This is a genomic window from Candidatus Pelagibacter sp. Uisw_099_02, assembly GCF_047727625.1.
Taxonomy (GTDB): domain Bacteria; phylum Pseudomonadota; class Alphaproteobacteria; order Pelagibacterales; family Pelagibacteraceae; genus Pelagibacter.
Map to the genome: position 1 here is coordinate 929,934 of NZ_CP159822.1, position 22,432 is coordinate 952,365.

The window sequence follows — 22,432 nt, forward strand, 5'->3', positions numbered from 1 at the left end:
TAACTTTTGTATGAGTCAAAATCCAACAAAACACACAAAAGTGTTAATAATAGGATCTGGTCCAGCTGGTTATACTGCTGCAGTTTATGCGGCAAGAGCAATGCTAAGCCCTGTTTTAGTATATGGCTCTGAACCTGGTGGACAATTAACTACAACAACAGATGTTGAAAATTATCCAGGATTCTCAGATGTAATTCAAGGTCCATGGTTAATGGATCAAATGAAAGATCAAGCTAAAGCAGTTGGTACAGAAATGATTGAAGATCATATTGGATCAGTAAATTTAAAATCTACACCTTTTGAAGCTGTTGGTGATAGTGGACAAAAGTATACTGCAGATAGCATTATAATTTCTACAGGTGCTCAAGCAAGATGGTTAAACTTAGAATCGGAACAAGCTTATAGAGGTTTTGGTGTTTCAGCGTGTGCAACATGTGATGGTTTTTTCTTTAAAGAAAAAGTTGTAGCAGTCGTTGGTGGTGGTAACGCTGCTGTTGAAGAAGCAATGTTTCTTACAAAATTTGCATCAAAAGTAAAATTAATTCATAGAAGAGATACTTTAAGAGCAGAAAAATTACTTCAGAAAAAATTAATGGAAAATAAAAAAATTGAAATTATTTGGGATAGTGCTGTTGAAGAGGTTATTGGAGACAGTGAACCTAAAAATGTAAAAGCTATTAAAATTAAAAATTTAAAAACTAATAAGATTGAAGAAATGAAAATAGATGGTTTATTTATTGCAATTGGTCATGATCCAGCAACAGCTTTATTTAAAGAACAGTTGGATATGGATAAAGAAGGTTATTTAATAACTAAACCAGATTCTACCGAAACTAATATCCCTGGAGTTTATGCTGCAGGTGATGTTAAGGATAAAACTTTCAGACAAGCTGTAACTGCAGCTGGAATGGGCTGTATGGCAGCACTTGAAGCTGAAAAACATCTGTCATCATAATAAATGAGTGAGTCAGTTTTAATTGTTGGAGCTGGAAGTGGATTGAGTGCATCGTTAGCACACTTATTTGCATCAAAAGGAATGAAAGTTGTTCTGGCAGCAAGAAATATTGAAAAACTTCAAAATTTAAAAAAAGAAATTGGTCTTAATACAATTAAATGTGATGCTACTAACATTAAAAGTGTAACAAACCTATTTAAGAAAACTGACAAAATAATTGGTGCTCCTAATTTGGTAATCTATAATCCTTCAAAAAGTCTTGGGGGAAGTATAGTTGATCTGGATCCCAAAAAAGCACATGAAGCAATTGATGTTACATGTTATGGTGGCTTTTTAGTAGCTCAGCAAGCAGCAAAAAGAATGCTTAAAAAAAAACGTGGAAGTATTTTTTTTACGGGGGCTACCGCAAGTATAAAAGGTTTTCCAGAGTCATCTGTTTTCGCAATGGGCAAGTTTGGTTTAAGGGGCTTAGCCCAATCATTAGCAAGAGAATTACATCCTCAAAACATTCATATTGGACATTTTATTATCGATGGTGGTATTGGCAAAGAAAATTATGGATCATATAAGACTATACATCCTGATGAAATTGCAAAAGTATATCTTCAGTTTCACAACCAAGATAAAAGTGCATGGTCTTGGGAAACTCAATTAAGAACATCTGTTGAGAAATTTTAAATCTAATGAAAAATAATCTACACGTATTTTTAGGAGCTACTGTTGCTGATGCTGCAGCTAGACCATTACACTGGGTTTATAATCAAAAGAAACTACTAACTTATATTAAAGGAAAGAAAGATTTTACTTTCTTAAAAAAAAATAAGAGTCCTTTTTACAATATTAAAACTGGAAAAGTTTCAGGCTATAACGAAGTTGGTCAAGTCATGTTTCAAACATTAGTTGAAGGGCATGAAAATATTGAAGAAAGATTTAAAAAAAATATTACCAAAAACTTTGGTCCAGGAAGTGTCTATTGGAAGAACCTTAATCTAAGAGCTAAATATAGAAAAGTTAAAGATTGGCGAGGTATAATTAAAGGGCCTTGGATACACCAAAATATTATTGAAACAGTTAAAAACATTAAAGCTAGAAAGAAATTAACAGGTGGTGCTAAAGTTAATGAGTCTGATGGTTACTGTGCTGCTTTACCCTATTTTTTATATGGTTATGATTTTAATAGCTTAAAAAAGATTATCTCGACAGTCACTGTTTCAAAAATAAGCCTTAAGTATGCTTTAGCTAAGTTTCATCTAATAGATTTGGCTCTAAAGGGTGCTAAAGATCCAATAAATGAATTCTTAAAAAAATTTAAAAAAAATTCATATTTTAAAAGTGTTGTTGAGGATATTAAAAAAGTAAAAAGATTAAAATCAAAGCCTCACCCAATAGTAGTTAAAAAATTAGGAATGGCATGTAGCTATCCTGGGACATTTAACAGTTCAATCCATTCAATTATTAATGCAACAAATTATAAAGGGGCTATTTTAAGAACTATTAAAGCTGGTGGTTGTAATTGTTCTAGGGTTAATTTCATTGGAGCATATTTTGCAGCTTTAAAAGGTATTAATTCAATTCCAAAATCATGGATAAAAAAAACAGATCCAGCTAAAAAAATTTTAAATCAAAAATAACATTACTTAGTTAATTGAACTATTTTTGAAATTTCTTTTTTTCTACCTAAGCTCCATTTTTTTAAAGCAGATATTATTGGTATTGCTGAATTTCCGAATTCACTTAATTTATATTCTACGTTTTGAGATTTATTAATAATTTTAACAACCAAACCATCTTTTCTCATTTCATCAAGTTTTCTTGCCAACACTTGAGGACTGATATTATTTACTAATCTTTTAAGCTCATTAAATCTTATTTTCTTATTTTCATAGATTCTTGCAATAATAAAAATTTTCCATTTTCCTCCTAATAATTCCATAACGTTTGAAAAAGGACATGATTGTTTTTGATTAGTTTTTTCCATATCTCTTTTGTAAACTAATAACAAAAAATGACCAGTCATGATTTAAGTAACTTTGAAGTGACTAGTAAGCTTATAATTAGTTGATAAAAGATTATTTATGTCCATATGTATCAAAACAAAAAATTTAATTAAAAGGAACGACAAAATGACAAATAAAGTATTATTAACTGGAATAAGTGGCTGGATAGCAAAACATACTACAATAGAATTATTAAACGCTGGATATGAAGTTTTAGGAACTGTTAGAAATAATACTTTAATTGAACAAACTAAGGAAACTATAAGCCAACATGCTTCTATAGATAAATTATCTTTTGTTGAATTAGACCTTTTAAAAGATGATGGATGGAATGAAGCAGCTCAAGGTTGTAAATATATAATGCATCTTGCATCTCCATTTCCTTTTAAAGTTTCTAATAATAGAAATAGTTTATTAGCACCTGCTGTGGATGGAACGCTGAGAGTTTTAAATGCAGGTTTAAATGCTGATGTTGAACAATTTATAGTTACCTCTTCAATTGCGGCCATGTTTAGGAAACCTAACAGAAGTAATCCATATTCATTTAACGAAAATGATTGGACAGATGAAAACTGGAAAGAGGGAGTAAACGACTACTTTTTATCAAAAACAAAAGCTGAAAAGGCAGCGTGGGAACTAATGGAGAACAAAGGATTAAAAAATAAATTAACTATGATTAATCCTGGTGGAGTATTTGGTGATGCCTTAGATAAAAAAGGAGGAACTTCAATTGAATATGTTAGACAGTTTCTAAAAGGCAAATTTCCAGCAGCACCTAAATGGGGAATTTTGATTTCGGATGTAAAAGATGTTGCAAAAGCACATGTTGCTTGTATTGGAAATACCAAGGTTGGTGGTAGAAGATTAATTGTTGGAAAAGAAGTAAAAAAACTAATTGAGTTATCCCAAATAATGGCTGAAGCAATGCCAGAGTATGCAAAAAAACTTCCCAAAAAAGAACTACCAAATTTTATGGTTAAATTAATTAGTTTGTTTGACTCGAGTGCTAAAACTTTGATTCCAGACCTTGAGATTGTAATGCAAACTGACACAACCTATGCCGAAGAGTTATTAGGGATAAAATTTAATCCTGCAAAAGGTTGTATATCCGAAACAGCTAAATCTGTTGTGAGATTAGGTTTAGTTTAAAACTAAAACTTATACCCAAATTCAGCTACAAGATAATTTCTATTTTGTGCCACATTGTTTTTAAAAAAACTCTTACCGCTATTATCAACATATTTGATAGCAAGATCTATTTTTTTATTTACATTTAAAGTTGTCTTTATAACACGACTGCGTCTAAAATTACTTACATCAGTCTGAGCAATTTTTAGATGAACAGGAAAAACATCTAAGAAAAAAAGATTTTTTTTTGTAAGTTTAACATTTGTTACCTTATCGCCATATACGTACCCAGTTTGATAAATTTTTGCACCATTGCTAGTTTCTTCCCTATAATCATAGTCAAAAAATAAATCTTTATGTAATTTAGCCTGGAACACGAATCCTAAATGAGAATTGTCATTTTGTGTGGACACATTTTTATCGTGGTGAGTAATTTTTGCATAAGGCATTAGTACAAGATTTTTTTTTTAATTATCAAGCCTAGTCTTTGATCAAATTCAAAATTCTGCTCTGTTCCATCGTTAACTGTATCGTCATAATTAATAATGTGATTAACACTGCGGATAGCAAAATTTTTATTAAGCAAATATGTAAAATGCGAATCAATTACCAAACCTGGCCTAGTATTGTTATAATTGGTTCCTCCATCACTGATTAACGTTGTAAAATATCTAATTTTACCTTCAGGATAAAATTTTTTAGTTTCCGCATGCAGTGTTGAATAAAAAAAAAAGATTATAAGGAAAATGAAAATTTTTTTACAAGAATGCATTGCAAGAAGTGTAAATGTTATTTGTTACCAAATATACAATTATTAGATAAAATTGATTGCAGATTTCTTAATTCTTTTAGTTTTGAAATAAATTTTTTTGATGTATTAATAAAGTATAGCAATCGCACAATAAAATAAGATTAATAGCATTACTATTCCAACTCCCCCTATTATGTGTGCCATAATCCAAGACTAACAAATCCCAAATCAGGTATATTAGGATGGGTTTTATGGGTCAATTATCTTTAATTCCAGTTCCCTGTTGTGAGTGGCTAGTGGTGCCCATATCAGGTTTGAATTAGAATGGTTTACCTGCTTTAATTGTAAATTCATTTTCGAAGTCTTTATTATTTTTAATTAATCGTCTTATTGAAGTAGAAAGATACCAACTATCAATTAGATTTAAATCGAAACCAAGCTCCAATTTTATAGAATTAGAATAGTCCTCTTTTACAGTATAACTATATTCAGTGTTAGGATCAGATATATAAGATGCTTTAACCTTTGAATTAGGAGTTAAATTTTCAAAAAATTCAACTCTTCCATATGGTAAAAAATAACCTTTCTTAATTCTTTTTTTATATTTTGTTAAAGCACCAATTGAAATAGATTTATTTTTTAAATTTTGTTCTTCAAATTTTAATGCTTGAATATTGCCTATCTCTGAAAAACTTTCTAATTTAGATAAACCATAATCAGCTCTACCAAATAATAATGATGTAAAGTTATCTTTATCCATTATCTTATTGAATTTAATTGAAGTAAAATATTGCTTAACACCTCTATTTCCATTTAATTTATTAGAAGTATTGGCTTGCTCAATTCTTGTAAGATCATTATCAATATATCCATAGCCAACTAAACCATCAATAAAGGTAGATTTATTATTATGCCAACTTGAATATATTGTTGCACTTTTTGCATTAGATTTAATTTGAGTGCCTAATTGTCCTACATCAGTATCCTGATCTTCTAGTCTAATGGCTATACCAAAAAGAGTATTTTTCTTTATTATCTTATCCATTCCAAGAGTTAAAGCATCTGAGTCGAACTCTTGATTTACCTTACCTGATTTAATCTTAATTTTACCCTTTTTAAAATATCCTGAGCTCCAAAATTTCCATTTTCGAGGTACCATTCCAAATTCATTTTTTAAATATTTTGAAAGAGGTAATTCGTTTATAAATTTTTCAATATTCTTATTTGATAGCTTTTGTTCTTTGCTAACATTACCTTTTAAAAGATAAGCATCTAATAATTTTGCATATGGGTAGGTATCTTTGTTTGTTATATCAATATCTATACCTAGATCTTGAAATTTAATATTGTCATTTTTTTTTGTGGTTCGATACCACTCCATTCTCTCTAAAACAGAATTTGTTGAACCATAAATAAATCTTTTTGCACTTTCTGATTGTCCTTCAACTATCCCAACCAATTCTTTATCATCAAAAACATCAAATGGATTATCAGTAGCTTCTGTAGATGTTATGGATATTGATGCTGCTCCAAAAACTGTAGCAGTACCTCCCATGCCACCATACTCAATGATATATTTGGTAACCTTATTATTGTCGTTTATCATTTCTCCAACAAAATCATTCCACTTACCAAATTTAACATCAGTTGGATCACCATAAACGTGCATATAATCTTCTTGCCATCCCTCGCTTGCTCTATGTGAATTTGGCTCACCAGAAACCCAATTTAGATAACTTTGTTCTGAACAGCCACTGATTACAGCACCTGTTCCTCCGCTTGCATTTTGACAAGTGTAAGTTTGACCAGCTTCAGGTCCATCCATCCACTTCCATGTTTTTTCAGTTTCACTATCAGATCCCCCAGTCCACGCATTTGCTGAAATTTTTTCTTTTACCCAGGTATTTTCTTGTGCAGAAGTAATAGTTACTAAATAGCCAGTAAGTCCATTAAATTTTTGCGCATCACTTTTAGCACCTGTTCTTGCATTAGGCCAAGTAACGGCATCGTCATCATTACCGACAACTCTATAATAATGACCATTAACAGGATTGTAAGAGGCGCCTGTTGGTGTTGCAGAAACCGAAATAGTTGCACTAGAAGTGCTTCCATCACCTTTAAAAGAAAGTGTAGCTAATGCATTATTAACTTCTGCTTGAGTTCCTTCAAAACCAATCTCTGATCTATCGTTATCTGCACAATCCTCAGGTTCAGAGCTTGAATTATCAGCCGTATAACCACAGAATCCATTAATTTGTTCAAGGCCTGCAAACGTTATTATTTTTACAAAACCAGCTGTTGCCGTAATTGTAACAAGTACATCTGTAGAAAAACCACTTATAGAAGGAGTAGTTCCAGTATCAGAAAGTAAAACAAAATCTGAAGTATTGGTTGTTAAAGTTGAAGGAAAAGTGAAGCTTGCAGAGTAAACTGTTTTAGTACTAAAAAAAAAAATCAAAAAAAAGGTAGTAAAAATAAATTTCATAATTTTTTTTAAATCAGCTAAAATTTATTTGAAACTTCTATATTTGCACCATAGTCAGGAATTTCACTCATCAGAGTGTAATTAGATCCAACAGTAATATCAAACCCATTTACCTTATTGGTTAATGATAAGCTGGTAGTGTTAAAATTATTTACATCAAAGACAAATTTCATTTCATCAATCGGAACATAACCTGCAGATAAATAAATTTCATTACTGTGACTTTTAGCAGATTGAAATCTTTCAAAATTTCCAACCAATGACCATCCTGATATGGAAGTGACATCAAAACCATAACCAATTCTAAAATTACCTTTAGGGTTATTGTCTACTTTATAATTGTAAACTGTACTTTGACTATTTAGATAATAAAATTCTGCATCTGATGAAGGACTTAGATCAGCAATAAACTCAAATCGCCCATGATGATTAATAATTTCATCTTCTTGCTTATCAGTATCAGTTTTATCTAAAAGGATACCAAGTGTTACTAATGCAGATTTAATATTTTGATCCTTATAGAGTAATGCGTCTGTTAAACTGTTTGCTACAGTTGATTTTTCACTAAAAGCTTTAAGCTTTGTGTACCCTAAATCTAATTTGATGCCATGATTGAGATTTATATCTTCATCAACTACTCTTTTTCCAAAATTAAATGATCCAAAGATCTGCTGCCCTTCTCGGTTACCCTTTAAAGTGTTACCAAAAGTAACTCTTTTTTGGTCTATATCTAGTAAACTAACTCCAATTAATGCATCAGTAAAAACGTCATTATCTCTTAGTTTAGTGCCATATAACGCCAAACTATAAGCATCTGTGTCTAATTTGCTTCCTTTATATCCAATATCAACATTATCGCTGCCATACTGGAAAACGTATCCATACATAGCGTCTCTATCATCTTCTTTAATTCTATCAGCACCAATTGAGATACCATAACTATGAAAATCTCTTGATGATGAATTTAAAGATTTATTTTCTCCCACACTAACTCTACCTTCGCTCCACTGAAACCAATCATCACTATCATAACTTCTATCAATTTCTTTTTTTGAGTTTTTAAGAGCACTAACTAATTTTGATATTTTTTTATCTGTAAAATTAATTTCTGCATTAAGATTTGATAAATTGTCTTTATTTTTATGTCTTCTTAACCACTCAATTCGATGAAAGATTGGAAGAGTGTTATTTTTAATTATACGTTTTGATAATTCAACATTAGCTTCAATGGTTGCTTTAATATCTTTATCATTAATGGGATCACAAGTGATTGTGCCAGCACAAGCTAAGCTATATTCATAAACCACATTATCATCTGAGTCAGACCCATCATCTCCAGTTACATATAGTTTCGTAAAGTTAGCTGTAAATTTAAATCCTCTCATCTGAACAGTTTGTGAGCTAATTGAATAACTGGTTACATGAGTAATTGTGCTTATATCCCATGCAGTAGGTAATTTATACTTGTTAATATCATCACTGCCACTTCCACCCAGATACATTATAGTTCCATCTGAATTAAATTGTATATTTCTCATGTCAGATTCTTGATCTCCAAAACTATTTGAACACACATTATTTGTTGCACTCGAAACATCCCATGCTGTAGTTAAATCATATTGACTAACAACTTCAGCACCTTCTTGAGAGACAAACATACGAGTTCCATCAGGTTTAAAAGCTAAGGCTCTTGCTTGAACATTGGTACTACAATCTCCAGCTTCATTTATAATTTTTCTTGTGGCGTAACTGATTGTACTTGTGTCCCAAGCGGTTGAAAGATTAAACTGTTCTACACCCACATTATCTGACTCACTTCGGATAACATACATTACTTTTCCATCGGGCTTAAATTCTATTGCATGAGGTTTGTCAAAATTACCTCCCTCACCTACTAGAGCATCCTCAGAAATTTTGGTAGCAGTACTAATATCAAATGCAGAACTTAAAGAATATTGTATGACTGTAGGATTTGTTTCGTCAGCAGTAACATACATTCTTGAGCCATCTGGATTAAAAGTTATTCCTCTAAGATGGTCAGTGTCTGAGGAAATATCTTTTGATTGCTTAAATTCTAAAAAAGCAAAAGAATTGGAACAGAAAAAAAATATATAAAATATTGAAATAAGAAATATTTTTTTCATTTTGCTAGTGAATAACTTGGGATTAATTTCTTAAATTATATATTACTATTCATTGAATTCTGGAATGACCGACCTATTCTGGGTCTAATAATTTTAGCTTATTTGCTATAAAAATTGAGGACTATTGAGAGGTTGAAGGTTAAAGATTTAGACTTTGATAAAATTAAATATCTAATATTTTATTTAAGAATACTAAATGGGTCTTGAAAACAATCAATCTCATCTAAAGTTTCAAAAAAAATTTCATTTAAAGATGAAGAGTGGATTGTTTGGCACTCTTTGTAACTTTCCTCTTCCTTTAAAGATGAATTATTTTTTACTAAAGAATTTATGTGTTCACCAGGTGTATAACCTGTTGTTTTTTTAATTCCATAGGATGTGGCTGCAGAAGCGCCTGCTAGAATAGGACTGCCTGTTTTGGCCATAGTATATGCTGGGCCCACAATTGAACTGTATTGAGCACAACCATTTAAAACTATAAAAATAATAATAAAAAAAATATTTTTCTTCATATATTCAGGCACCTTTACATACTCTATTTATATTTGTCTTATTTTTCATTTGGTTGCTTATTCATTTTTTATTTTGTAAGTTCTGTATTTTTAATATCTAAAGCCAAACAAGTAATATCATCTCTTAATTTTTCTGCTCCCCAATTAAGTTCTGTTGTAATAGAATCTACTATATTTTGAGGATTAATTATTTCTAAGTTTCTTACTATTCTTTCAACTCCTTCTACTCCAAGTTCTTGACCATTCCTTAAATAACCTTCTGTTACACCGTCAGTATAAACTAAAAATGTTTTTTCTTTTAAATTAGTAGCTTTTGATTTTACCATAGACTCTGAAGAATATTTTATAATTCCTATTGGTGGTATTTCAGATTTCATAAATTCAAAATTTTTTTCTTTATCAAAAACCATAATACTTTCATGACCCGCATTCACAAAGATCGCTTCTCCAGTTTCTATATTAAATTTTCCAAATACAGCTGTCATAAACATCCCTTTAAACTTTGCTTCAACTAGTTCATTATTTACTGTAAATACAACTTTTTCTAATGGATATGATAAATTAGAAATTGTTCTAAATATTGAAGCTGCTTTAGCCATGTACATACCAGCTGTAATACCTTTTCCTGATACATCTGCTAATATGAAAAAATATTCATTTTCACCTACATTAACTACATCAAAAAAATCTCCAGAGACATCTCTTGCTGGAACGTTTTTTGCATAAAGAAAATTTTTAAACTTTGATATGTCTGGAAATAGACTTTTTTGTACATCTCCAGCAAGCTCTCTTTCTCTTAGTAACTTTGCCTCTTTTTGCAAATTTACTATCGCAATTTGATTTTCTTCTATAAATCTAAAATAAAGTCCAGTTAAGAAAGTAATTGTGAGCATGAATATAGGATAGCTAATATCTACAAGTTGGGATTTAAATAAAAAAGCACTAAGACCAATTATAATTACTACAGCTAAACTTCCAAAGAATATTAATAAACTATATTTGGGTTTGGTATGTTGGGAGAGAAAAAAAACAACACCCGCGACTACAATTGAAAATAGCAATTCAAATATATAAGTGTTTGGATTTCGAATAAGATAAGATTGATCTAAAATATTTTCAATTATGTTTCCATGCACTTCAACTCCTGGAATTGTATTTCCTAAAGGAGTTTTTACTAGATCAAACAGGCCCTGTGCTGATGCACCAATTAAAACATACTTATCTTTAAATCTTGATGGATCAAATTTACCCTCAAAAACTGAGCTTGCAGAAATATACTGGTTTTTTAATGACTCTTTATATCTAATCCAAATAATTCCATTCGGATCTGAGTAAATTTTATGAGGTCTTGAGCTTATTCTGTTAATGCCTGCCTCATTCATTTCTACATACAAATTCTTTTGGTTTGACCCTACACGGATCATTTCAAGTGCCATTGTTGGATATAACTGATTTTTCAAACGAACAATCAATGGAAGTGATCTGATAATACCATCGGTTTGATCTAAAAAAGAAATAGAGCCTAATCCTTTTGTACTGTTTTCTAATTTTTCAAGTGATCCTATAGAGTGAGGAAAAGAATAAGTGAACTCATTAGGATCTCCTCCTTTTGTAAGAAATTTTGCTTTTGGTGATCTATTATATGTTCCATGAGAGGAAACGTTGCTACCAAGCACTGCTGTAACTGATTTTGATTTTTCTAGCTGCTCTCTAAATATTTCATCAGGTCCTTTAATATTTTGCAAACGCGCAACGTCGTCTGGTATTAAATTATAAGCACTAATTATTTCTTCAGGAGATTGTTTATCTTTCTCTGTAAAAAAAATATCAAAGCCTATAGCTTTCGGGTTTGTCGCATTAACATTTTCCACAATTTTTGCAAAAATAGATCTATTCCAAGGAAATTGGCCAAACTTACCTAAACTTTTTTCATCTATATCTATTATAATAACTTCAGAAGTTTGCTTATTTAATGGAAAAATTTTTTGATAAACATCAAAACTCAAATAAGAAATTGATTTTATAAAACTTGGATTAATTGTTTTTAAAAAAACTAAAAAAAATAATAAAATTAAAAATATTGTATAGTTCTTATATTTATTAAATAAAAGTTTCATATTTATTTTTTATGATTAAAAAATACGACTTAAGTTAATCATTGCTTCATCAATAGTATTTGGTTTCAATACATTTTGATTATTTAATTTAAAATCAATTTCAAAATCGTTAATATTTTTGCTTATCTTATATTCCGATCCTAGATTATCTGAGCCTGCTACTTTAAAAGCATAATTGGTTTTTTTGTTTGGCAAGTATCCAATTGTAATAATGATGTTATCTGTATATCCAGACCCTAAAGCTTGATTACGCTCATATATTAAAAAAATACTTAAGTTATCAGGCAAAATTATATCTATACCCACTTCACCATTTACATTATGTAAAGCCCCTGAATATAATTTTTCATTAAACTCTAAGGTTTGATCTGAAGCATAAGTATATTTAAAATTAGAGGAACGGATTAAATCAGCCATATATTCTAATTTACCATGTCTTTTTATGGCACATGTTTTAGCTAAGTCTAAGCAAAAAGTAGTATTATTTGATAAATCATCCACTACTCCCATCGCTGTTCTTAGTTTTAATGTTTGTATGTTTTGATCTTCAACTTTAATTGCACCAATACCAGACTCTGTATATCCATCTAATATAGTGTGCCCAATATCAGCTTGAAAAGAAGGAGTTAAAATAAAGTTATCTTTTTTAATTTCATCTTTTATTTTAGAAGTTGCATATATTTGTCTACCCTCTCTACTAGCTTTTATATGTTTGCCGTCTAAAACAGTTAGAATATCATACTTTAATTTGCCAAAACCAATAACGATATCCTCAGATTTTGTGTCATTTTCTAGCGGGGTAGTAGAATAATAAGTGAGGTTGAATGTATCAGTATCTATATTACTTTCTCCCATTCCAACATCAACGTTGTTATTACCAAGTCTAAATGCCAATCCTTTTATTCCATTATTATCAGTAAATTTATCAGCTCCAAGGGTAATTGCTTCAGTGCCAATTTTTTTAAATGAAGAAATATTTGTGTCTCCTACTCTTCCAACTGCAATACTTCCTTCGCTCCAATAAAAGATATCTTGTTGTTTATCTTCTGTCTTTTTTTCAACAGATGCTTGGTGTGCAGTTATTTTGTCTGGGATTTTATTCAACCAAGAATTTAACAGTGGATTGTCTGATTTAAAGACTGTGGTAAAATTATTTGAGTTCTTACTATTCATATCTTCTTTATTAATAGTTATAGACTGACCACCTTCTACTTTTTCATTAACTGAAAGTATTCTATCTGGAAGTTTTTTAATCCAATAATTTAATAATGGGTTATCAAGTTGAGTGGCAGTATTAAAATTAAAATCGATATTAAGATTTGTTAAATTTTGATTATCTTTATTTCTTCTTATCCATTGTAAACGGTTTAAAGCACTTTTAGTTGAATGATCAATGGTTCTTTTAGCAATCATTATTTGTGCTTCTGCAATTCCAGTTCTGACACTATTTTCTGTAACTGGAGGACATTTTCCTGCAATAATATTGAAAGGACAAACTAAATCATATTCCATTATTTGATCATCGTCGTCCGCGTTTGGGTCATTGGAATCTCTTCCTATATATAGTTTTAAACCACTTGCACTAAATGCAACTCCTCGAGGCTCTTTATTAGCGGGACTTATTCCCGAAAAAAGATTTAATCCACCATCTATGGTAAAAGATGATGTGTCATAAGCCTTATCAAGTGAAATTTGAACTATACCTGCATTCGCATTATTATGACTAATTATAAAAATTCTTTTTCCATTTGCACTAAATCTCATTCCAGCTGGGTTTGTTGTACCATTTATTGTAGGGGGTAGCTCAATCCCTGCAGTGGTTACTATTGATAATGTTGATACATCATAAGGAGTTGAAAGGTTATATTCATACAATCTAGCACCTACAGCAGCATTGGCAGCATCAAAAAAAGTTAAAAATAGTTTAGTACCATCATCATTAATTTCTAAAGATTGAACTCTATGTTTGGCATTATTTGTGGTGTGATCAAAATCTCCAGCATTACTTCCATTCGTTAAAGCTGTAGTATCTAGAGCTTCTTCTTTTGTAGCTAATGCGCAAGTTGAAACATCATAAGGTGAGGTTAAATCAAATCCATAAACCCTGTCCCCACCCGTATCAGTGGCACCTGGACTTCTTAATACTATGAAAAACTTCATTCCATCACTACTGAAATCTAAGTCATAAATTTGATACTGATTACCTGTATGAGTACCAGTTAATTCACATCGTTCAGGATCTCCTGTAAAAACTTTTGTGGAGATATCATAAGGTGTAGATAAATTATATTCTTGTATATAATGAGGATTCCCGTATCCATTGCTCGGTTGAGAATAAGATATAAACATTTTAGTTCCATCATTGTTAAACTCGATACCAGCTACAATACCACTGCTTGACGCAGGAAGATCCTCTGTTTGATTGTGAGTAACCATAGCTCCAAATGAACTGGAGATTGGAATTATGAGAAAAAAAATAATTAAAATTCTTTTAAATAAAAACATAAAATTTTATTAGTAGATGGAAAGGCTTATTTCTTACGTTTTCTTTTGTTCTTTGCTTTTTGCTTTTTCTTAGCTATTTTTTTCTTTGTTATTTTTTTTGCTTTTTTCTTTATAACTTTTTTCTTTTTAACTTTTTTCTTTACTACTTTTTTCTTTTTAGTCTTACTTTTTTTCACTGCTTTTTTCTTTTTAGTCTTACCTTTTTTCTTCACAGCTTTTTTATTTTTCTTTTTATCTTTTTTCTTCACAGCTTTTTTATTTTTCTTTTTATCTTTTTTCTTCACTGCTTTTTTATTTTTCTTTTTATTTTTTTTATTCACTTCCTTTTTATTTTTCTTTTTATCTTTTTTATTCACTTCCTTTTTATTTTTACTTTTATCTTTTTTTTCGACCACTATTTTGTCTTCTGTTTCAATAACTTTTTCTTCAACAATGTTTTCAGGTTGTGCTATGTCTGAAACCTCTTCTTCATTTGTTGTTAGTAAAACAATTCTCTTTTCTTCATCTTTTTTAATATTTTCTTTAATTAATATTTTTATTTCTTCTTTATCAAAACCCTGAGCTTTAAGTTCTTGTCTGATTTTTTTTCTAGTAGCTTTTCTTTCTTCTTTTGTGGCTCCATCAAGTTTTGTAAGTCTAGCTACTTTCATTCTTTTTTTAAATTTTTTCAGTTGGTTTTTTGTTATTTGTTTTGCTTTTCCTGGTGCGCTACCTTTAACCATACTTGCCACACTGTAAGGATTGCTCAATAGTGTTTGACCTAAATTATTTCCAACAAGAACTGCCCCAGGCCTTAAACCCAATGTATTATTTTTTCCAGGACCTATTAATAAAGTATCTGTTTTTTGATTTGATACTATGGTTTGAAACTCTGTTCCTCTTGAGCCTAAAGTTCCTTCAGGAACGTTAACTGTTAGGCTGTCTGGATTCTTTTTACTTATTAAACCTGAAATTATTTTTAAACTTCCTTTTTTAACATTAGCTACAATTTTTCCATCATTTGTTGTTGGATCGTATATAAAGGTGTCCATTACAACTTCTGAGTCTGATCCAATAGTAAATGTTGATTGATCTAATAGTAAAATTTGTGTGCCTGAATCAATTCCAGCATAAATCGTTTCGTTTAAATAAATTTTATCTCCAGCCTTAAGTTCTCTTGTGCCAGCTTTAGCTGTTCCAGATATTGCACCTACAATTCCAACTAATTGTTTATCAATATCAATTTTTTCTTCTGCCTGGGTGATATTGAATACAAAAAATAATGCTATAATTGTTGATACAATTTTTTTCATTCCCTTAAAGTAGCATTTTTGACAACTTTTTCAGCTTGGCTTGACCCATATTAGGTGAAGGTTTCTAATTTTTAATAAGAAAAAGTGGCTTATATGTAGTCTAAAATCAGTTTTTATTTTGGTTATTTATTTAAGTGGAATGATTTTGATAAACTAACTGCGAACGAATCTGAAATATAATCATAATTAATTATATTGGCTTCAGAGATGATTTTTTCGTATGAAAAGTTCACAAATAAACTTTTATCTGGATCGATTGAGGGAAAAAAATCTCCGAGTGCTTTGGTCAACATCAAATCAAAAGTATTTGTTACATCCGATCTTATTAGGTTTGAGTTTATGCTTGTGTCTACATTTTTGTAATCATTAAAACTCAATGCATCCCCTACCGAAATATAAGCCCAGGGAAAAGCAAAATTTAATCTGAAACTCAAATCATAAGTTTCAAAGTCGTTTGTCCCCTCTTTTGCTTCTGAAATGCTATATCCTAAACCTGTTGATGATGAAATTATTTCATTAAACAAATAATCGTGTCCAAGTGAAACTCCATGCCCTTTAGCATTTGTTTCATTTGCAGTTGTATCACTACTATTTCTATTATTTTTAGAATCTGAAAAAGAATAACCATAGCTAAATGAATTTTTTTCTCCTACAGAAAAAAATCCCCCTATTCCTTGCATTAAAGAAAAACTATCTGCATCGTCTTGATAATCAGTTTTGCTTATCATCAAATATGGACTTAAACTTTGGTTACCTAAAGATGTATCCAAAGCAAGAGTTAAACCGTAACTTTCAAAATCATCTGCAGTTTCTTCTCTTTGATCTGAGTTTGTGAAACTAGTATTTATCATTAATGATGAAGTTTCCCCTAAAGATCGAGTTGCTGTTAATCCTAAGCCCTCACTATACGTTTTATCATACTTTGCACTGTTAAATCCAATGACTTCATCAGCACTACTTTGTAATCTTGTTTTTGAAACACTATTAACATTTTGATTGAAAACACCACCAAGGGATACATCTGCATAAAAATTCCATAGCTTAGGAGCTCCCCTTTCTTTAAGTGTAGTTTCAATTTGATTTATTGTTTCAACATCTTCTGGTGTTAAATCCTCACTAGTTTTAATGTCTTCAATTATAGTTAAAGCTTTATTGGGCGAGTCTGCTTGGACTAAAACTGAAAGCAGATATAGTTTTATTTCAACATTATCTGGATAAATCATATTTAATCTTTCCAAGGTTGCGATAGTTTGTTTATAATTTCCAATTTTTCCTTGTTGTTGTGCGTACTTTAAATTTAAATCTAAATCATTTGGTTTTTGTAAAATTTGTAAATAAGTAATATTTTTTTCTGAAGAACCTGGAAGTAAAATTTCTTCTCCATCAACTATGATTTTAGAGGCGCTAGTATCTGCGGCCATTACGGTGCTCATTGTTTCTAGAAATAAGCTAATTAAAAAAAAAGAAAATAAAACTAATGAAATTCCACTTGTTTCTGTTTTTTTTTTAATCATTTTTAGTCCAGATAAGATAAAAAAAATATGGAATGGTTGCAGGAACTATGCCAAACCAAAACCATTCATCCCATCTAAAACTTTTATCAGATCCTAAGTTGCTAAGTCCATTCCACCAAGTTAGGTAACCAATAGCTATTATCCAAACTAAACTAATAGTTGCTGATATTTTTTCTTTTTTAGAAAGATTGATGGGAAATAATTTTTTAGTAGGTTCATTCATTTTTATTAAAATATTTTATCAATTTAAATTACTTGCCCGTCCAAGTTCCGTTAGCAGTCATTGTTAATGTTTTGTCGCCATTGGTTGCTGTCACAATATAGCTTGTCCCATCTTTAGCTATACACATGTCATAACCAGCTTCTTTTGTAATTACATCTCCCCCACCAAACAGTGCGTCTTCAATTTCTATTGAAGTATTACCAGTTGAAGGTGGCACACCAATATCTGGTGAGCAGCTATCGCCTTCACTTCCTGTAAAATATTCACTGTTATCTGAATAATATTCTGTTTGTGCTAAGGATATTTGCTGCATAACATTTTCTGCAGACTTTTGTTTTGTTCCTGAAACATAGCCGTTGTAACTAACAATACCTACTGCTGAAAGAATTCCTATGATTGCTACAACCACTAAAAGCTCAATTAAACTAAAACCTGAGCTTTTAGTGATCATAATTTTTAGATCTTGGTTTTATTCACCAACTTCAATTGTGTTTACAACTGTGTTTGCTGGTTCACCCTCAGCTGTTGCTGCACAATCGTTTTGAAAACAAGTTGTAATTGTTAATTCATCACCATCAGCTTCCAAGTTAACAAAACCCATGTCCACTTTTGCAGCATATGCTATTTCATCGTCTCTTACAGCATCAGAATTTGTGTCATATGGATTTTTAAAATCTGCCAAAGCTAATTTAGCAGCAGCAATCACCATAGCACCAGTTCGACCTGAACATGTAAGGTTATCGCTCATTGCTTTATCCTCACCAATATTACATTTTTGATCCTCTGCAGCTATGTATTTTACAACAGATGCATGATTGGATTTAGCAGATGATTTTTTTGCGCCCGCAGTATAACCGTTATAAGCAACTGTACCAACTGCTGCTAAAATTCCTATAATTGCTACAACCACTAGCAATTCTATTAATGTAAAACCTTTATTATTTTTTTTCATATATAATTTCCTTTAATTAATTTTTACTCTTTTTAATTCAGTCAATAATAACCTCTTAATCTAAGAAAATAGCCGGTCATGCACCCATAATGGGTATATTTTCTTGATTTATGTGGTAAAAAATTGATGTTATCACCTTTTAAAATATGACTTATAAAATTAGCGAAAATGCCAACATCAGTACCGTTTTTCTAGATGGAGAAATAGACATGGATGTAACTGAGAAAGCCAAAGAAATTATTTTCCCTTTAGTTGAAGCGGGCAAAGAAGTTCATATTAATTTAAAAGATGTTTCCTATATGGATTCATCAGGAATTTCTGTTCTTATTGAGAGCCATCAAAAAGCATTAGAAAAAGGTACGAAAGTAATTATAAAAGAAATTAGTAAATCTGTCTTAAAGGTAATCATGATGGCAAAGTTAGAACAGATATTAAATCTAGAGTAATGACATTATCAGAATCAAAAGACTTTGTAGTACATAGTTCCAATCTTAAAGAAGTTAGAATATTTTCAAGAGAGGTTTTTAAAAAAATAAATTTGCCTCAAGAGCAAAAAGATGAATTAGTTTTAGCAATTGCAGAAGCTGCTCAAAATATAGTCAAGCACGCTTATAAAGATGTAGAAGAAACCAATGATAAAATGCAAATTAAAATTTCATTTAAAGATAATCAATTAGAAATAGGATTCTTTGATAAAGGAAAACCTGTCATACCTGAAAATATTCAGCACCGAAAATTAGATGATATCAAGCCCGGAGGGTTAGGTACTTTTTTTATTAAACAAATTATGGATGAGGCTATTTTTAAAAAAAACCAAAAAGGTTGGGTTAACCATCTTGTTTTAACAAAAACAATCTAACCAATTAATGCTCCAACATTAAATATTGGTGCATACATCGCAATCATTAATCCACCAATCATAATTCCCATAAAAACAATCATGATCGGTTCGATTAAAGTAGACATATTATCTACCGCTGTATCAAACTCTTCTTCATAATAATTTGCAACAGAAGTAAACATTTCATCTAAACTTCCTGTTTGCTCACCAACGGAAATAAGTTGACTAAACGTTGGTGGAAATAAAGGTTCTTTTAAAAAAAGTTTTGTAAGTGTATCTCCAGAGAAAACTCCCTTTTTAACATTCTCTAAAGCTAAAGTAACACAATCATTATTACTAACAGATTTAGCAATATCTATACTTTCTAATAAATTTACACCTGCAGCACTTAAATTACCCATGATCAATGAAATTCTTGCTAATAAAGATTTTTTAATCATATCTCCAAAAATTGGTAATTTTAAAATTTTTGCATGCCATTTATATCGAAACGCTGCATTCTTAGATACGGTATATCTAAAGGCAATAATAGTTCCTGAGATAATAAGAAAAGTCATCAATCCACCCGTACCTCTCATAAAATCACTAGCGGCCAAAATACCTGCTGTTGCTCCAGGTAACGCAATTCCCATTCCGTCATACATTTTTGCAAAAACAGGAACGACCTTAATTAACATGAATACCATAACCGTAATTGCTACGGTAAACATCACCATTGGGTACATTAAAGCACCTTTAATTTTTTTCTTAATTCTTTCTTTTTTTTCTAATGACTCAACTAGTTTTAATAAAAACACATCTAATTTACCACTAGCCTCTCCAGCTTTAATTAAATTTACATAAATATTGTCAAAAATTTTTGGATAACTTTCAAAACATTTTGATAAAGTTGTTCCTCCTTCAAGCTTTTTCTTAATTTCTGCAACAATCTCTTTAAGCGAAGGATTTTCAAGTTGACTGGCCAACATATCCAATACTTGAAGAATGGGTAAACCTGCTTTTACCATTGTTGCAAACTGTTTTGAAAAAATTACAATATCTTGAGGTTTAATTTTTTGCTTAAAAAAAGAGGATCCTTCACCTTTTTTCTTAGTTTTTTTATCTTTTTTTTTTTAGATCTTACTAAATTAGTAATAATTAATTTTTGCTCTTTTAATTTGTGAGAAGCTTCATCTTGATTTAAGGCTTCTATTTCTCCTTCTACGTATTTACCTGCTGAAATACCCTTATATGTATAAAATTCCATTAATTATAATTATGAACTTGATAAAACACGTTCAAATTCTCTAAAATTAAGATCTCCAGAAGCAATCATTCTTTTACCCATTTCTTGCATGGTTTGAAAACCTTCTTTAATAGCAATTGCTTTTAACTCAGGTGTTGTTGCTTTTTTTAATATTGCTTCTTTAATAGGTTTTGTAACATTTAATATTTCATAAATTCCCATTCTTCCTTTGTAGCCAGAATTTTTACATTTTGGACAACCTTTGCCTTTAATTGCTTTAACTCTAGAAGCAAGTTCAGGAGTAAAACCAATATCAGTTAACACTTTCGGATTTACATCATCATCTGGCACTCTACAGTCAGTACAAGTTTTTCTTGCTAGTCTTTGAGCTAAAACAAGAGAACACGCAGCACTTATTAAATAATCTGGAGTACCCATATTTTGTAATCTTGTAATTGTACTTGGTGCATCATTAGTGTGCAGAGTACTAAACACTAGGTGTCCTGTAAGAGCTGCCTTTAAACCTATGTCAACCGTTTCCTTATCTCGCATTTCTCCTATTAAAATAATTTCAGGATCTTGACGCAAAAAAGATCTTAAAGCTGTGGAAAAACTATAACCAATATCATCTTTAATTTGAACTTGAGCCACTCCATCTAATTCATACTCAACTGGATCTTCGGCTGTTAAAATATTTAAATGAGGTTTGCTCACTTCTTTTAAAATACTATAAAGTGTAGTTGTTTTACCCGAGCCCGTAGGTCCTGTAACAAGTATTAGACCTTGTGTGCTGTGAATATTTTTTCTTAAAATTTTTAAATCAGTTTCATCAAAATTTAATTGTTCAAGTGTAATATCTCCTGCATCTTTATTTAAAACACGCATTACAATTCTCTCGTTATTTGCAGTTGGTAAAATTGATAAACGTAAATCAACCACCTTTCCTTCTATCTTAAAATTAATTGCTCCATCTTGTGGTAGTCTTCTTTCAGCAATATCCAATTTTCCCATTATTTTAAAACGAGTTACTACAGCTCCATAATTGTCATGTAAAAATTCTGTATAATGGTCTTGTACTGAAAGCATTCCATCTAATCTGTAACGAACTCTTGAATTAAATCGATAAGGTTCAATATGAATATCACTCACTCCTAATTTAATTGCTTCTGCTACAACAGCGGTACTGAATTTTATAACTTCAGATTCATTTTCTAATGCTTCAATATCTTCTTCTGGAGCTTTATCTAGAACTTCTCCAACATCACCTAATTCAGAGTCAAATGTTTTTATTTTTTCTCTATTATCTTTATTTTCTTTCCTAATTGTTGCTGTAGTTACATCCCCACTTTCACTAAGAAGTTTTTCAATAAATTCAGAAATTTGAGATACTTTAGCCGCATGTAATTCTATATTTTTTTTTGTTATGGCTTTTAAATTTCTCATTAAACCAAGTTTAGAACTATCTGGTATTGCAATATGAAGTGTTTTGCCGTCAACTTTAAATGGTGCAACAAAATTCATATTTATATAATTAGAAGGAAGTACAGCTTTGATATCTTCAGTAATATTAACTTTTGATAAGTCTACTACTTCAAGATTTTGTTCCTTAACAAGTACATCTAAAATCTTATCTTCATCTGTAAGTTTAAGTTCAAAGACAGCATCAATTTGAGATTTGTTGCCCTCGCTACTTACCTTTTTAATATTTGGTAAATCTTTACCCGATATAATGTCATGATCGATTAAAACATTAATAAGATTAATCTCACTTTCTCTGCTGATTTTAAGCAT

22 protein-coding genes are annotated in these 22,432 nt (G+C 30.5%); 6 read left to right on the top strand and 16 right to left on the bottom strand.

Going from position 1 to position 22,432, the window contains the following annotated elements; translation table 11 throughout:
* The first annotated feature begins 10 nt into the window (after window positions 1–10).
* Genes trxB through ABXT47_RS05060 form a run of 3 tightly spaced genes read left to right on the top strand, consistent with a single transcriptional unit; the run spans window position 11 to window position 2,586 of the window.
* Window positions 11–955 carry a thioredoxin-disulfide reductase gene (gene trxB / locus ABXT47_RS05050; protein WP_415308044.1) on the top strand — a complete coding sequence of 315 codons (945 nt, stop codon included), beginning with the start codon at window positions 11–13 and terminating at the stop codon, window positions 953–955.
* A gap of 3 nt (window positions 956–958) precedes the next feature.
* Window positions 959–1,633 carry an SDR family NAD(P)-dependent oxidoreductase gene (locus tag ABXT47_RS05055; RefSeq protein ID WP_415308045.1) on the top strand — a complete coding sequence of 225 codons (675 nt, stop codon included), beginning with the start codon at window positions 959–961 and terminating at the stop codon, window positions 1,631–1,633.
* 5 nt (window positions 1,634–1,638) lie between these two features.
* Entirely contained in the window at window positions 1,639–2,586 is a 948-nt protein-coding gene (locus tag ABXT47_RS05060; RefSeq protein WP_415308046.1) for an ADP-ribosylglycohydrolase family protein, read from the top strand.
* Between the two features lie 2 nt (window positions 2,587–2,588).
* On the opposite strand, the gene ABXT47_RS05065 is transcribed toward ABXT47_RS05060, so the two are convergent.
* Window positions 2,589–2,972 carry a winged helix-turn-helix transcriptional regulator gene (locus ABXT47_RS05065; protein ID WP_415308047.1) on the bottom strand — a complete coding sequence of 128 codons (384 nt, stop codon included), beginning with the start codon at window positions 2,970–2,972 and terminating at the stop codon, window positions 2,589–2,591.
* A gap of 106 nt (window positions 2,973–3,078) precedes the next feature.
* Between ABXT47_RS05065 and ABXT47_RS05070 the strand changes: the two genes are divergently transcribed.
* Window positions 3,079–4,101 (top strand): NAD-dependent epimerase/dehydratase family protein, encoded by a 1,023-nt coding sequence (locus ABXT47_RS05070; RefSeq protein ID WP_415308048.1) that lies wholly within the window; start codon window positions 3,079–3,081, stop codon window positions 4,099–4,101.
* Between the two features lie 2 nt (window positions 4,102–4,103).
* Here the strand turns inward: ABXT47_RS05070 and ABXT47_RS05075 are convergent, their stop codons facing one another.
* The 12 genes from ABXT47_RS05075 to ABXT47_RS05130 all read right to left on the bottom strand — a co-directional run bounded on the left by ABXT47_RS05075 (window position 4,104) and on the right by ABXT47_RS05130 (window position 18,575).
* Window positions 4,104–4,529 carry a hypothetical protein gene (locus ABXT47_RS05075; RefSeq protein ID WP_415308049.1) on the bottom strand — a complete coding sequence of 142 codons (426 nt, stop codon included), beginning with the start codon at window positions 4,527–4,529 and terminating at the stop codon, window positions 4,104–4,106.
* Window positions 4,529–4,852, bottom strand: coding sequence for a hypothetical protein (locus ABXT47_RS05080; RefSeq protein ID WP_415308050.1), 324 nt, complete (start codon window positions 4,850–4,852; stop codon window positions 4,529–4,531). The genes ABXT47_RS05075 and ABXT47_RS05080 overlap by 1 nt, the downstream gene beginning before the upstream one ends.
* A 298-nt stretch (window positions 4,853–5,150) precedes the next feature.
* The gene (locus ABXT47_RS05085; protein ID WP_415308051.1) at window positions 5,151–7,316 is read right to left on the bottom strand and encodes an autotransporter domain-containing protein; all 2,166 of its coding nucleotides are present in this window, start codon (window positions 7,314–7,316) and stop codon (window positions 5,151–5,153) included.
* Window positions 7,317–7,333: 17 nt separating this feature from the next.
* Window positions 7,334–9,460, bottom strand: coding sequence for an autotransporter domain-containing protein (locus ABXT47_RS05090; protein ID WP_415308052.1), 2,127 nt, complete (start codon window positions 9,458–9,460; stop codon window positions 7,334–7,336).
* Window positions 9,461–9,639: 179 nt separating this feature from the next.
* Complete coding sequence (locus ABXT47_RS05095; RefSeq protein ID WP_415308053.1) at window positions 9,640–9,972, bottom strand: hypothetical protein; 333 nt, start codon at window positions 9,970–9,972, stop codon at window positions 9,640–9,642.
* A gap of 68 nt (window positions 9,973–10,040) precedes the next feature.
* On the bottom strand, window positions 10,041–12,089 hold the full coding sequence (locus ABXT47_RS05100; protein ID WP_415308054.1) for a CHASE2 domain-containing protein: 2,049 nt from the start codon (window positions 12,087–12,089) through the stop codon (window positions 10,041–10,043).
* Window positions 12,090–12,104: 15 nt separating this feature from the next.
* Window positions 12,105–14,594 carry an autotransporter domain-containing protein gene (locus ABXT47_RS05105; RefSeq protein WP_415308055.1) on the bottom strand — a complete coding sequence of 830 codons (2,490 nt, stop codon included), beginning with the start codon at window positions 14,592–14,594 and terminating at the stop codon, window positions 12,105–12,107.
* A 26-nt stretch (window positions 14,595–14,620) separates the two neighbouring features.
* Complete coding sequence (locus ABXT47_RS05110) at window positions 14,621–15,886, bottom strand: FecR domain-containing protein (protein ID WP_415308056.1); 1,266 nt, start codon at window positions 15,884–15,886, stop codon at window positions 14,621–14,623.
* Between the two features lie 122 nt (window positions 15,887–16,008).
* Window positions 16,009–17,400, bottom strand: coding sequence for a tetratricopeptide repeat protein (locus ABXT47_RS05115; protein ID WP_415308057.1), 1,392 nt, complete (start codon window positions 17,398–17,400; stop codon window positions 16,009–16,011).
* On the bottom strand, window positions 17,393–17,623 hold the full coding sequence (locus ABXT47_RS05120; protein ID WP_415308058.1) for a hypothetical protein: 231 nt from the start codon (window positions 17,621–17,623) through the stop codon (window positions 17,393–17,395). The genes ABXT47_RS05115 and ABXT47_RS05120 overlap by 8 nt, the downstream gene beginning before the upstream one ends.
* Window positions 17,624–17,651: 28 nt before the next feature.
* A complete protein-coding gene (locus ABXT47_RS05125) occupies window positions 17,652–18,074 on the bottom strand; it encodes a type IV pilin protein (RefSeq protein ID WP_415308059.1) in 423 nt (140 codons plus the stop codon).
* Between the two features lie 18 nt (window positions 18,075–18,092).
* The gene (locus tag ABXT47_RS05130; RefSeq protein WP_415308060.1) at window positions 18,093–18,575 is read right to left on the bottom strand and encodes a pilin; all 483 of its coding nucleotides are present in this window, start codon (window positions 18,573–18,575) and stop codon (window positions 18,093–18,095) included.
* Window positions 18,576–18,721: 146 nt separating this feature from the next.
* Here ABXT47_RS05130 and ABXT47_RS05135 point away from each other — a divergent pair, with 146 nt between their 5' ends.
* Together ABXT47_RS05135 and ABXT47_RS05140 are read left to right on the top strand one after the other, a co-directional pair.
* Window positions 18,722–19,021 (top strand): STAS domain-containing protein, encoded by a 300-nt coding sequence (locus tag ABXT47_RS05135; protein WP_415308061.1) that lies wholly within the window; start codon window positions 18,722–18,724, stop codon window positions 19,019–19,021.
* Window positions 19,021–19,434 carry an ATP-binding protein gene (locus ABXT47_RS05140; protein ID WP_415308062.1) on the top strand — a complete coding sequence of 138 codons (414 nt, stop codon included), beginning with the start codon at window positions 19,021–19,023 and terminating at the stop codon, window positions 19,432–19,434. Before ABXT47_RS05135 ends, ABXT47_RS05140 begins: the two co-directional genes overlap by 1 nt.
* Here the strand turns inward: ABXT47_RS05140 and ABXT47_RS05145 are convergent.
* The 3 genes from ABXT47_RS05145 to ABXT47_RS05155 are packed head-to-tail and all read right to left on the bottom strand — an operon-like array spanning window position 19,431 to window position 22,432.
* Window positions 19,431–20,423: a type II secretion system F family protein gene (locus tag ABXT47_RS05145; RefSeq protein WP_415308063.1), complete on the bottom strand. Its 993-nt coding sequence runs from the start codon at window positions 20,421–20,423 to the stop codon at window positions 19,431–19,433. The two genes, ABXT47_RS05140 and ABXT47_RS05145, sit on opposite strands and share 4 nt — an antisense overlap.
* A 23-nt stretch (window positions 20,424–20,446) precedes the next feature.
* Complete coding sequence (locus tag ABXT47_RS05150) at window positions 20,447–20,662, bottom strand: hypothetical protein (protein ID WP_415308064.1); 216 nt, start codon at window positions 20,660–20,662, stop codon at window positions 20,447–20,449.
* Window positions 20,663–20,671: 9 nt separating this feature from the next.
* Window positions 20,672–22,432 carry a GspE/PulE family protein gene (locus ABXT47_RS05155; RefSeq protein ID WP_415308065.1) on the bottom strand — a complete coding sequence of 587 codons (1,761 nt, stop codon included), beginning with the start codon at window positions 22,430–22,432 and terminating at the stop codon, window positions 20,672–20,674.